Consider the following 12,557-nt stretch of genomic DNA (forward strand, 5'->3'; position numbering starts at 1 on the left):
CTTTTGGAGCATAAAGAATGTCAAAACTACGAGCAATCGTGATCACCGGCAACGGCACGAACTGCGAGACCGAGGCGGCGCATGCCTGCCGGCTCGGCGGCTTCGATGAAGCGGTTATTGCACACATTGCCGAGCTACTTTCCGGTGACATCCGTCTCGACGATTTTCATTTTTTGAACCTTACCGGCGGATTTCTCGACGGGGATGATCTCGGTAGCGCCAAAGCGCAGGCCAACCGGCTCAAGCATGCCAGCGTAGCCAGCAATGCGGAGCCTCTGGTCGAGCAGTTCCTCCGGTTTATAAGGGATGGTAAGCCTATTCTCGGCGTATGCAACGGCTTTCAGCTGATGGTCAAGATGGGGCTTTTGCCGGCTTTCGACGGTAACCATCTCACACAGGTGGCAACTCTGACGTTCAATGACTGTGGCAGGTTTCAGGACCGCTGGACCTACCTCAAGAATGACCCGGCTTCCCCTTCGATTTTCACCCAAGGAATCGAACGCGGGATTTACCTCCCCGTTCGGCACGGCGAAGGGAAGTTCGTCGCAGGTCCTGAAGTCCTCGAGCGGATCGAGCGGGAAAACCTGGCGCCTCTTAAGTACGCCGATTCCGACTACCGCGAGACCATGGAATTCCCTCTCAACCCCAATGGTTCTGCCAATGCTATCGCCGGAATCTGTGACAAGAGCGGTCTCCTCATGGGACTTATGCCGCATCCGGAGGCCTTCGTCCACCGGATCAACCATCCGCGCTGGACAAGGGAAGAGTTGCCGGAGGAGGGGGATGGCCTTCTGCTGTTCAAGAACGCCGCCCGCTACGCTAGAGCAAACCTTCTGTAAAACATTCAGTGCCGGCCCAATGGGCCGCACAAGGAGTCTTTTCAAGAAATGAATCTATACAGGCCTGAAGAAGAGTGCGGTATTTTCGGAATATATAACCATCAAGAGGCAGCCAACCTGACCTATCTCGGGCTCTATGCTCTACAGCACCGAGGCCAGGAAAGTTGCGGCATAGTCTCTTCCGACGGCTCGCACCTCTACTCGCACAAGAGCATGGGGCTGGTCGCGGACGTATTCGGTAATCAGGAGGTATTCAAGTACCTTCCCGGCAGGTCCGCAATCGGACATGTTCGTTACTCGACCACCGGTGAATCGGTCATCAAGAACGTTCAGCCGATCCTTGTCAATTATTCGCGCGGCTCCATCGCGGTGGCGCACAACGGGAACATCGTCAACGCACAGATGATCAAGGATGAGCTGGAAGCATGGGGGTCGATCTTTCAGACCACCATGGATACCGAGATCATCGTACACCTTCTCGCAGCATCCAAAAGCAGCTCGCTGATCGAAGGGATCGTCGAGTCGCTTCAGCGGATAAAGGGGGCATATTGCCTTCTATTCCTCACCGAAAAGATGATGGTGGCTGCCCGCGATCCCTACGGCTTCCGTCCCTTGTGTCTGGGTAAACTGGGCGGCTCCTACGTGGTGGCATCGGAGACGTGCGCCCTGGATCTCATCGAGGCGGAGTATATTCGTGACGTGGAACCCGGGGAGGTCATCGTCATAGACGAGAAGGGAGTTACATCGTATTTCCCTTTGCGCAAGGTGCAGCCGTCGCCATGTATCTTCGAGTTCGTATACTTCGCCCGTCCCGACTCCTACGTCTTCGGCAAAAATGTCTACATGGTACGAAAGGAACTGGGACGCCAGCTTGCCAGGGAGCACAAGATAGATGCGGATATCGTCATACCGGTGCCCGATTCGGGCGTTCCGGCGGCACTCGGTTACGCGGAGGAGTCGGGACTTCGCTTTGAACTCGGCCTGATACGCAACCACTATGTAGGGAGGACCTTCATCGAGCCGCAGCAGTCCATCCGCCACTTCGGGGTCAAGATCAAGCTCAACCCAGTGCACGAGGCCCTCAACGGTAAGCGTGTGGTCGTTATCGATGACTCCATTGTCCGGGGCACCACTTCCCGAAAAATCGTAAAAATGGTCCGTAATGCCGGTGCCAGCGAGGTTCACGTCCGCATTTCCTCCCCACCAACCAGCTACCCCTGTTACTACGGCATCGACACTCCGAACCGGAAGGAGCTGATTTCCTCCTCCCATACGGTCGACGAGATCAGACGCTACATTACCGCCGATTCCCTCGGCTACCTTTCTGAGGAGGGGCTCCTGAACGCCGTAGGCGCCCCGTGCGACAACTATTGCCGTGCCTGTTTTTCCGGTGGTTACCCGGTTACATTCCCGAAGCTCGGCCCCGAGCCGCAGCTCGGACTTTTCGAAAAGGAGTGAACGATTAATGACGGAACGGGAAAGGCTGAAGGAAATCATCAAGGAGTTGTCGTACGAGAAGCGTAAGGTAACACTGGCATCCGGCAGGGAAAGCGATTTTTATTTCGACGGAAAGCAGACGACCCTCCACCCGGAAGGATCTTACCTGACCGGGAAGCTTTTTTTTGAGGCGGTTAAGGATGTAGAGGGACTGGAAGGTGTTGGTGGACTGACCCTCGGCGCCGACCCCATTGCCACAGCAACCTCGCTCGTAAGTTTCCTGGAAGGAAAGCCGGTTCCTGCCTTCATTATTCGAAAGGAGCCGAAAGGGCACGGCACGGGAGCCTGGCTTGAGGGGAGAAAAAATTTCAAGCCTGGGTCAAGGGTGGTCATCGTGGAGGATGTCGTCACTACCGGCGGTTCATCCATGAAGGCTATAAAGCGGGCGGAGGAAGAAGGGCTCAAGGTGCTGGGAGTGGTAACTCTCGTCGACCGGGAAGAAGGTGGTCGGGAGAATATCGAGCAGGAGGGTTACTGGCTCAAGGCCATATTCACTAAGTCAGATGTGCTTGCCTGAGTTTAAATCCAGAACGACAGCCTGATACACCAAGGGCGGCGACCGGTTTCGCCGCCTTTTCTTTTGGAGGGCGCGGAGCGGATGGATCTTTCATCTCTTGCCACCATAATAAACGCATATCAAGATCTCCTAGCTTCCGTGGATAAGTGGTTTGCAGTATGCACGGAGGCGGCGGCGGACGAGATCTCGTGCCGCAAGGGGTGCAGTGAGTGCTGTCGCGGCCTCTTCGACATAACGCTTCTCGATGCAGTCCTGCTGAAACAGGGCTTCGACCTGCTTCCCGACGAGGTGAGAAGAGTAGTGCTTGCGCGTTCGCAAGACCGGCTCAGGCATCTGCGATTCCTTTGGCCGGAGTTCTCACATCCCTATATCCTCAACTTGCGCCCCGAGGCGGATTGGGAGACCTTGATGCCCGATGATGATGAGACTCCCTGTCCCCTCCTCGGGGAGAACGGCTCGTGCCTGGTCTACAGCCATCGCCCAATGACCTGCCGGCTTCATGGCCTGCCTCTGGTGGATCTTTCCGGCGAGGTATTGCACGAAGAATGGTGCACCCTCAATTTTACCGGGTCCACCCCACTTTTGCGCCCGGAGCTAAGGGGCGACTTCAATCGCTTCTTTCAGAAGGAAGTCTCGCTGCTCCAGGTATTTGCCCAACAACTCATAAAGAAAAAGTTGAGCGAGCTGGACACCTTCATACCTACGGCGCTGATGATCGATTATGCAACCTTCGACTGGGAAGTGTGGGGCGCAAGCGCTCCCATAGTACCGAACGACCCCTGCTGAGGGGACAACCATGCACAGCTGCAAATTCTGGTATCATTGGTAAACAATGAATTCTTACCTTTTTCGTGGCGCTACTGTTGTCGATGGCTCCGGGAGTCCACCACAGGCACTTGACGTGGCCGTCCGGAGCGGTCGCATTACCGCAGTCGGTCCTTGTCTGAGGGAACCCGAAGCTGAGCGCATAGATGTCTCGGGTCTTGTCCTCGCTCCTGGATTTATTGATATTCACGGCCATTCTGATATTTCTGTTTTCCGCCACCATGGGGCGGAGAGCAAGCTTTTTCAGGGAGTGACGACGGAGGTAACGGGCAACTGCGGCTTGAGCGCTTTCCCGGTGGCTTCCACCCACGGGAAGGAATTGGCGGAATACCTGAAGGTACATGAATACATCCTCCCCGAAGAACCACTCCCTTTCTGCAGCTTCGATAATTATGCGAGATCAGTGGAAGGGGTGAAGCCGGGGATCAACCATGCTCCACTCGTGGGTCATGCGGCTCTGCGAATTGCAGTCATGGGGATGGAAGACCGGGCTCCCACAACAGGCGAACTAGCGGCTATGAGCGAATTGCTGCGTGTTGCCTTGGAGCAGGGGGCCTGGGGACTTTCAACAGGGCTCATTTACCCCCCGGGTAGCTACGCCGCAACTGAGGAGCTAATAGCGCTGGCGCGCATGGTGGCCAACTACGGAGGCCTCTGCACTAGCCATATCCGAAGTGAGGGAGATGGGCTGATGGCGGCGTTGGAGGAAGCAGCAGCCATTGCAGCCGAAAGTGGTGTTCGGATGCAGGTTTCCCATCTGAAGGCGCTCGGAAGGAACAACCGGGGCAGGGGACCGGAAGTTCTCTCCTTCCTTGCCTCAGCTCGGCAGCGGGGCATCGATATCGCCGCGGATCAGTATCCATATGATGCCTCCGCTACATCTCTCACTGCCGTGCTTCCAGCGTGGGCGCTTGCAGGAGGAGTCACCATGCTCCTGCAGCGGCTTGCGGACCAGCATCTGAGAGAACGACTACGGTCAGATATAGGGTTTGCAATTGCACAGCGGGAAGGTGCCGAAGGAATAGTCGTTACATGCAGGACGGAAATGAACAGACAACTCTCGGGCCTGTCTCTCGCTAGCATTGCACATTGCTGGCGCTGCTCTCCCGAAGATGCGGTGATGAGACTTCTCCTTGAGGAACAGGGGGAAGTGGGCGCCATCTTTTTCTGTATGGCTTCCGAGGATGTGGCTACGATTCTTTCCGACCCGCTGGTTGCGGTCGGTTCCGACGGACATGGCCTCACCGCCTCCGCTGCCGGTGACGCCACGCACCCCCGATCGTACGGCTGTTTTCCGAGGGTTATCGGCCGCTACGTTCGTGAAAAGAAACTGCTTGATCTTGCGACAGCAATCCGCAAAATGACGGCTCTTCCTGCCGGACGTATTGGATTACCCGACCGAGGGCTGATCAGGCCTGGCTACGTGGCCGACCTTACGATATTCGATCCTGAACGGATCACCGACGTTGCCGATTATGTCGATCCACACCGTTATTCTACGGGCATAGTTCATGTCTACATGGAAGGACGCCCGGTGATCGAGAATGGGAACCTGACCGGACCTCGGATTGGGCGGGTGCTGCGCCGCCAGCCTCAGGCAAAGGAGGAGACGGGATGATTTTTGAGGCCGGAAGTGGTGTCTGGTGGGGGCTGCTTGGACTTGCACCACTCCTCGTGTACCTGGTGCTGGTGTTCCGGGATGTGGATATCCTTGCTGCGACCGCTATCTGTGTGATACTCGGCGCGCTCCTCAGCCATCAGACGCTCATTTCGTTCGGCGAAACCCTTGCGAAGAGTATGGGGTCGTTTCTTGCCCTCGTGGGGCTGATCATTATGCTCGGCAGAGGCCTCGGAGAGGTCCTCGCGGCAACCGGGGTTTCGCACACCATAGTCCACCGCATAATCCATACTATTGGGGTCGATTCGGAAAAAAAGGCTATCCTGGGGATTATGGCCGCCTGCCTGGTCATGGTGGGCCTGCTGGGAACCATGGCAGGCGGAAACGCGATCATAGCTCCCATCGTCGTGCCTGTAGCGGCAGCGGTAGGTCTTTCCCGCAGCACCGTCGGGGTGATATTTCAGGCAGTGGGGGAAGAAGCCCTCATCCTCGGGCCCTTCACGCCTCCCGTAGTCACACTGCTCGGTCTGACTGGAATCGGCTACGGCGAAATGCTCCTCTACGTATGCGGCCCCGTTGCCCTTATAACGCTGCTGGTTACCTGGTTCATGGTCCTGCGGATACAGCGCAGGACGCGGTGTTCATCCCCCTATCAAACCGAAGAAGCTGTGCAGGTATTCGAGCCGACCCCTCAGAGCCGAAGGGCGACGGTTGTCTTCATAACCGCCTTTGCTCTGGCAGTTGTGTACGGCATTGCGGTTAAAGCGCCGACTGCATTCGTCGTGGTGATCATGCTCGGCCTTTCGCTGTCGACCGGTCTGACGGGGGGACTCAGTCTCACCTCCACCCTTGGCCATGTAGTCAGAGGTATGGCGGGCAATGTAGGGCTTTTTCTCCTCTTTCTTCTCCTCGACCCCTTCATAGTTTTCATCGAGAAATCGGGTGGGTTTGCCGCCCTTGCCGCACTGCTCAAGCCTTTCATGGAGATGGGGGGAAAGCCTGCCATCGTCATCACCGGAGGGTTTCTCGGGGCCTTCGGCATAAGCGGAGCCACCGTGGCAACCCTCAAGCTCCTCCATGAGATGTTCCTCCCGCTTCTATCCGGCCACGGCGTCTCGATGCTTGCCTGGTCCCTTGCGCTGGTCGTTGCCACGAGAGTCCACAACTTCGTCTTCCCCGGCGCAAACATGGCAAGTTCCCTCGGCTTCGCCCAATCCACGGACATGAAGGCCATGCTTCGAAACGGCTGGGTCGTCGGCTTCTGTCAGCTTTTGTTCCTCGTCATCTTCAGCTTTGTCGCGGCGTGACGGCATGAACCGCAGTCACGACCTTCTCAACGATCCGATACCGCAACTGCTCAAGACCCTTGCCATCCCCACCAGCATCGGACTCTTTTTCAACACCATGTTCAACGTGGTGGACACCTTTTTCGCAGGCTTTGTGTCAACCCAGGCCCTTGCCGCCCTTTCTCTCTCGTTTCCGATCTTTTTCCTGATTATTGCAGTGGGTGCTGGTATCTCCAGCGGCGCCACAGCTCTAATTGGTCATGCCGTGGGCGCAGGCGACGACACAGATGCCAGGAAGATGGCGGTCCAGGCTTTGTCATTCGGTCTGCTCCACGGGATACTCCTCACCCTTGTTGGCCGTCTGGTTTCGCCCGCACTTCTATCTCTACTCGGAGCGGCCGATTCATACATGGAGATGGCCCTGTCTTACATGGACATCATCTTTGCAGGGTCACTCTTTTTCATTGTCAACTACGTCCTCAACGCAATTCTCAATGCTACCGGCGATACCAGGAGCTTCCGGAACTTCCTCGTTGCCGGTTTTTTCCTTAATCTGGTCCTCGACCCATGGTTCCTTTTCGGCGGGATGGGGCTTCCTCCCCTCGGTTTGAGCGGGATCGCATGGGCAACGGTTATCGTTCAGTTGTGCGGAAACATCTATCTCTTCTCACGCGCCCGTCGTACCGGACTTCTGGATGACCTTGCTTGGCGGGCGATCTTCCCGGAGCGGCGCCCGTACATGTCGCTGGCGCGTCTCGGGTTTCCGGCAAGCCTGAACATGCTTACGGTGGCTATCGGGTTTTTCGTCATAACATGGTTCATCAGCCGGTTCGGAAAGGATGCCGTGGCGGCCTACGGCATAGGCACCCGCATAGAGCAGGTCGTTCTTCTGCCAGTCATGGGAATGAATATAGCGACGCTTGCTCTGGTTGCGCAGAACAGCGGCGCGCGACGAATGGATCGGGTAAGGGAGGCAGTGTTCACGGCCCTCAAGGTCGGAGTGGGACTGATGCTTGTCGGAACAGCGGCCGTTTATGTTGCCGCTGAACCGCTGGTCGGGCTCTTCACGCGTGACGAAGCGGTGGTGCGCAGGGGGATTGAACTGCTCCGAGTCGAATCGCTTGTATTCCCGGCATACGTCATCCTTTACACGAGCGTTTATGCTCTCCAAGGGCTTAAAAGGCCGGCATTCGCAGTGGGCATAGGATTTTACAGGCAGTTCTTCGGGCTGCTGCCCTTCTTTTATCTCTTCGCGAACCATTTCGGGTGGGGGCTGAAAGGGGTATGGTGGGGGATTTTCGTCGTGACCTGGAGCGCTGCCGGGATAGCTGTGTGGTACATCCGCCGAGTGCTTCGCGAAATCGGATCGGAAGATGTGTAACCTGGACGTGGGTCAGCGCACTGCTATCCCGTCGAAAACGGCCGTGCCGGCAGCGACGGTTGCAGACCCTGAAAACGTTGTGAATCCTGTACGGACGACGAAGGATGCGTCGTACCCTCCTTGTATTGTTACGGTGATGGTGCGTCCGAAGGAGATGTTTTCTGCCAGTTCCCCTTCCCGCACGAGAACGGTTTCACCGTCGCCGGCGGCAGCATATGCTTCTGAAAAGGTGGCATAGCAATTAAATCCTACGCGGTACGTGCAGGACGGGACGGAGACGGACCAGGAATGAACGGCTGCGGCTCCGGAGTTGGTGGCGGAATCGACCGCATATACAGCGAAAGTGTGGCTACCAGTTTCCAGGCCCGAATAGTGTAAGGGGCTCGTGCAGGCTTGCCACGGGCTGCCATCGAGAGAGCAGAAGAACTGTGCGGCTTCGGAGGCATTGAAGATGAAGTCGGCGTCGGGAGAAGATGAGACTGGCAGTGGTGCCCCGGTGATTGCAGTTACTGGCGCTACCGTATCGATAGTCCAAGAAGTCACCGGTGGATTTGCCTCCCGGTTCGCTAGCCCGTCAATGGCCTCCACGGCGAATGTGTGAGTGCCGTCGCTGAGCCCGGAAAAGGTGAATGGCGAGGTGCACGGTATCGTAGTAAGGCCGTCGAGCCTGCAGCTGAAGGATGCGCTTTCATTGGCGATGAAGGTGATAATGCCCGAAGTTTGATTGGATAATGCAGGAGGGGACGCGGTGATAGTCGTAATCGGAGGAACCGTATCGATGAGGATGTCGACGGACATGGACGTCGCTGTATCGCTGATGGCGGAAAGCTTGAATCCAGCTGAAGCTTCGTTATACAGCACGCTTGCGGGAGATGTCTCAGGGGTGACTGTCCGAATGAAGAGGGACCCGGGGAAGGGATCTGCTGCATCCCCCCGGTTTTGCTTCTTTTCCAGATTGTAGCTGTTATCAGCCTGAACCAAAGCTACACGGTAGTGGGAGGTGCAGCTGCTGCACCCCGGATACCACTCGCTCCGGTTGTTGGCTCTCGTCTCATCGATATGCCAGAGGAGCAGCCCTGAGCCGGGGAGTGCCTCATCGAATCCGATTTTCTGTCGGTTTTCCAGCAGGAAGTATTCGCCACTCCCTCCCTGGGCCGGAGTCCTGCCGAACTGCACGACCTCCCCGCCGGTTTCTACAGCTGTGAAAACTTTGTCAGTCTGTCCCTCGGGCAACCTTACCGGCGACGCCCAGCCAAGAACCATTTTGCTCCATGGATCAAGGTGACTGGGCCTGTCTCCGAGCCGTTCGACGCCTCCCCACGACCCGCTTCCCATGACGCTCCAGTTCCCGACTCCTTCCGATGAGCTGTCGGAATCATACAGGTCCATGAGACCGAGAGAGTGCCCGTACTCGTGGACGAACACTCCTATTGTGGTAATGGTTCCATCGAACATTTCGGGCATCATGATGTACTTGTCGACTATGACGAACCGGGCCGGGTCCGCAGCGCACCGGTCGTTGGTGGCGTAGGGACCGTTGCGTCCCAGTCCGTAGGACCTGGTTACCGAAAGGGACCAGCTGTGGGACCAGATATCATTGGGGTTTCCCGTCGCCTCCTGGGCAGGACCCTGATGGACTATTGCCACCACATCCACATAACAGTCACCGTTCTGATCATAAGAGGAGTAATCTATTGCCGTGTCCGACTGCTGCACCGCTTCGAAAACCAGATCGCCTGGAAGGGCATCGGGCGGGCCCCAACCGCTGGGCCTGCCGTAGTAATCGTGCGGATTTGCGGCGGTCGTCCACCCGGTAATCCCGACCGGGCCTGCCGAGACAGAAAGAGCACCGCCTGATGTTTCCTCATAATAATCCTTCATGCTCCATGTGCTGGTTCCGAACAGGAGGCTGGTAAAATCAGCTGGGGAATAGGTGGGGATGGTGTCGTTGAAATTGATGAGAATGACGGGGATGTTCTTCACGGAAGCTGCGCCTCCGGAAGTTTTGTCGACCTGCAATGCAGATGCTTGCTCTCCCGTCGGAGCAGGAGCCGGAGAAGTTTCCTCCATCAGTATCCTGCGTTTTGCGGGTCGGAGCCCTTTTCTGAGGTGCCCGGGAGGAGGCTCTTTTCCGACCTTGCGGCGTGAGCTCGTGAGATTCCCGTCTCTGTCGAGATCCGCGTAGGTCCAGCTTTCCAGGTCAGAATCGGAAACGATGGTGTATCCGTCTTCCGTCTCCCATCCTGCCATGGATTCGTCTCCCCACTGGCGCGCAAGAAAGGAAGTGGCATCGGACTGTCTGAGCCGATGGGTGAGCGGCGCAGCCGGTACGGCCAAGGCAGTGTCCGGCGCCATTACTGCCAGCGTCAGAAATAACGGAAGGAGTGACCGGTAGCGCTTCATCACTGTTCTCCGGAAAATTTTTCCGTACGATAATGAAGGGGAGGGGAAAAGGCAAGAAGTTTACATGAGAGGGAGTTGATTGTATTTTCTAGTCACATACCGCCTGGACCGAAGCAGAAATGCCGTCAATCAGGAGGTCTATCTCGCTCAGGCTGATCGAGAGTGGAGGGAAGACGACAATGACGTTGCCTAGCGGCCTCAGGAACAGACCGTGTTTACGCGCTTCGAGGCATACCTTGACGCCGATTCGCTCTTCCCATCCGAAGCCTTCCCGTGTTTCCTTGCTCCGCACGAGTTCAATGCCGGCGATCATCCCGTCTTGCCGTACGTCCCCCACATGCCGCAGCCGGTGCAGTTCGGCCAGGCGTGCTGATAGATAACTTATCTTCTCCGGGAGGCTTTCTAGGAGACGCTCTTTTTCAAAGATCACGAGGCTGGCAAGAGCGGCAGCGCATGCTATGGGGTTTCCAGTAAAGGTGTGGCCGTGGAAGAAAGTCTTCAGCTCACGGTACTCGCCGAGAAAGGCGTCATATACATCCTGAGTCGTGAGAGTGGCTGCCAGCGGCAGGTAACCGGCGGTGATTCCTTTGGAGAGCGCCATGATATCGGGAGTGACCTCCTCCTGCTGACAGGCGAACATGGTCCCCATGCGTCCAAACCCGACGGCAACTTCATCCGCGATCATAAGGATGTTGTACCGATCGCACAGCTCCCGGACCTTTCGCACGAACCCCCTCGGTTGAACGATCATTCCGCCGGCACCCTGGACTCTCGGCTCGATGATGAGTCCCGCAGTTTCTCCGGCATGGGCCGCCATAAGATCTTCCAGGCGCTGGAGGCATAGAAGCCCGCAGGAGGAGCTATCCCGGCACTCGGCGAGTTCGCAGCGATAGCAGTAGGGTGAGGGAGCCTGAATAGTAGTGAACAGGAGGGGACGGAACACTTCATGGAAAATGTCAATTCCGCCGACGCTGACTGCGCCGATGGTGTCGCCGTGGTAGGCGTTCCTGAATGAGATGAACCTGGTCTTTTCCTTTCGTCCCCGCTGCTGCCAGTACTGGAACGCCATCTTGATGCCGATCTCCACGGCAGTCGATCCGTTGTCGGAGTAGAAGACCTTTGCCAGACCTGACGGTGCAATGTCTATAAGCGCTTTTGCGAGAAGAGCGGCCTTGTCGTTCCCGAGCCCAAGGAGAGTGGAGTGTTCGATCCGGTCCACCTGGTTCTTGATGGCGTCGTTGATCTCACGCTTGCAGTGGCCGTGGACATTGGTCCAGATTGCGCCGACCCCGTCCAGGTAGCGGTTGCCGTCGCTGTCGATAAGAAACGAGCCTTCGCCGTGGGTGATTATGACAGGACTGGATTCCTCCCATTCACGCATCTGGGTGAATGGATGCCAGACAAACTTCCGGTCGTACTCCTGGAGCGTTGCGGTATCGATTTCCCGGCTCATTTTCATGCCCCTATCTGCCGAAGCAGTTGCCGTGCGGCAGGCTCCCGCTCGACCGACTGCACCACCGCCTCTACGAGTGCGTACGGATCGGGCTGGTCAACATGAGGAAATATTCCAAGCAGTGGCGCGCCGCAAAGAGAGGCCAGCAGATGGGGGGCGTACTCCTCCGCGACATCCGGGTGCTCCGGATAATTGTTGATAACAATTCCGCGGACATCTATTCCCAGCTGTCCGGCGGCAAAGGTGGTGAGAAAGGTATGGTTGATGGTGCCGAGGTTGGGGCGGGCGACAACGAGAAGAGGAAGGTCCAGCTGTTTCACAAGGTCTGCGATGAGAAGCCCGCCGGCCAGCGGCACCATGAGCCCCCCAGCACCTTCCACAATGATGAAGTCAAACCGCTCCGAGAGGCGGTTGAAGCAGTTGACGATGGTGGAAAGGTCGATGCGAGCACCTTCATGTTCGGCAGCAACGGAAGGCGCTATGGGAGCTTTGAACAAATAGGGGTAGGCGTCGGTGCACGATTCGTCGACCCCGGCACCCCAGAGAAGAAGCCGTGCGTCTTCAGAGACGAGCTTTCCCTCCACTTCAATACAGCCGCTCGTAACCGGCTTCATTACACCGACGCGGCAACCGCGGGAGCGCAGCATCCGAGCTATTGCAGCCGCCACTACTGTCTTGCCCACCCCCGTATCCGTTCCAGTGATGAAGATCCCCTTGGCGCTCATGTTTCCTCCCGTT

General features: G+C 57.0%; 10 protein-coding genes. 7 read left to right on the forward strand and 3 right to left on the reverse strand.

Annotated elements, in window-relative coordinates; genetic code table 11:
* Positions 1-17: 17 nt before the first annotated feature.
* From CFB04_RS04920 to CFB04_RS04950, 7 genes are all read left to right on the forward strand, one after another.
* Positions 18-839, forward strand: coding sequence for a phosphoribosylformylglycinamidine synthase subunit PurQ (locus tag CFB04_RS04920; RefSeq protein WP_088534229.1), 822 nt, complete (start codon positions 18-20; stop codon positions 837-839).
* Positions 840-887: 48 nt separating this feature from the next.
* Positions 888-2,297 carry an amidophosphoribosyltransferase gene (gene purF / locus CFB04_RS04925; RefSeq protein ID WP_088534230.1) on the forward strand — a complete coding sequence of 470 codons (1,410 nt, stop codon included), beginning with the start codon at positions 888-890 and terminating at the stop codon, positions 2,295-2,297.
* Between the two features lie 7 nt (positions 2,298-2,304).
* Complete coding sequence (pyrE, locus tag CFB04_RS04930; protein WP_088534231.1) at positions 2,305-2,853, forward strand: orotate phosphoribosyltransferase; 549 nt, start codon at positions 2,305-2,307, stop codon at positions 2,851-2,853.
* A gap of 81 nt (positions 2,854-2,934) precedes the next feature.
* Positions 2,935-3,639 carry a YkgJ family cysteine cluster protein gene (locus CFB04_RS04935; protein WP_088534232.1) on the forward strand — a complete coding sequence of 235 codons (705 nt, stop codon included), beginning with the start codon at positions 2,935-2,937 and terminating at the stop codon, positions 3,637-3,639.
* Between the two features lie 46 nt (positions 3,640-3,685).
* Positions 3,686-5,296: an amidohydrolase family protein gene (locus CFB04_RS04940; RefSeq protein WP_088534233.1), complete on the forward strand. Its 1,611-nt coding sequence runs from the start codon at positions 3,686-3,688 to the stop codon at positions 5,294-5,296.
* A complete protein-coding gene (locus tag CFB04_RS04945; RefSeq protein WP_088534234.1) occupies positions 5,293-6,603 on the forward strand; it encodes a permease in 1,311 nt (436 codons plus the stop codon). Before CFB04_RS04940 ends, CFB04_RS04945 begins: the two co-directional genes overlap by 4 nt.
* 4 nt (positions 6,604-6,607) lie before the next feature.
* Positions 6,608-7,963 carry an MATE family efflux transporter gene (locus CFB04_RS04950; RefSeq protein WP_088534235.1) on the forward strand — a complete coding sequence of 452 codons (1,356 nt, stop codon included), beginning with the start codon at positions 6,608-6,610 and terminating at the stop codon, positions 7,961-7,963.
* Between the two features lie 12 nt (positions 7,964-7,975).
* Here CFB04_RS04950 and CFB04_RS04955 read toward each other — a convergent pair whose 3' ends face one another.
* The 3 genes from CFB04_RS04955 to bioD all read right to left on the reverse strand — a co-directional run bounded on the left by CFB04_RS04955 (position 7,976) and on the right by bioD (position 12,544).
* Entirely contained in the window at positions 7,976-10,366 is a 2,391-nt protein-coding gene (locus CFB04_RS04955) for a M6 family metalloprotease domain-containing protein (RefSeq protein WP_088534236.1), read from the reverse strand.
* A gap of 88 nt (positions 10,367-10,454) precedes the next feature.
* Positions 10,455-11,819: an adenosylmethionine--8-amino-7-oxononanoate transaminase gene (gene bioA / locus CFB04_RS04960; RefSeq protein WP_088534237.1), complete on the reverse strand. Its 1,365-nt coding sequence runs from the start codon at positions 11,817-11,819 to the stop codon at positions 10,455-10,457.
* Between the two features lie 2 nt (positions 11,820-11,821).
* Entirely contained in the window at positions 11,822-12,544 is a 723-nt protein-coding gene (bioD, locus tag CFB04_RS04965) for a dethiobiotin synthase (protein WP_088534238.1), read from the reverse strand.
* Positions 12,545-12,557 lie beyond the last annotated feature (13 nt).

Source organism: Geobacter sp. DSM 9736 (assembly GCF_900187405.1).
Lineage (GTDB): Bacteria > Desulfobacterota > Desulfuromonadia > Geobacterales > Geobacteraceae > DSM-9736.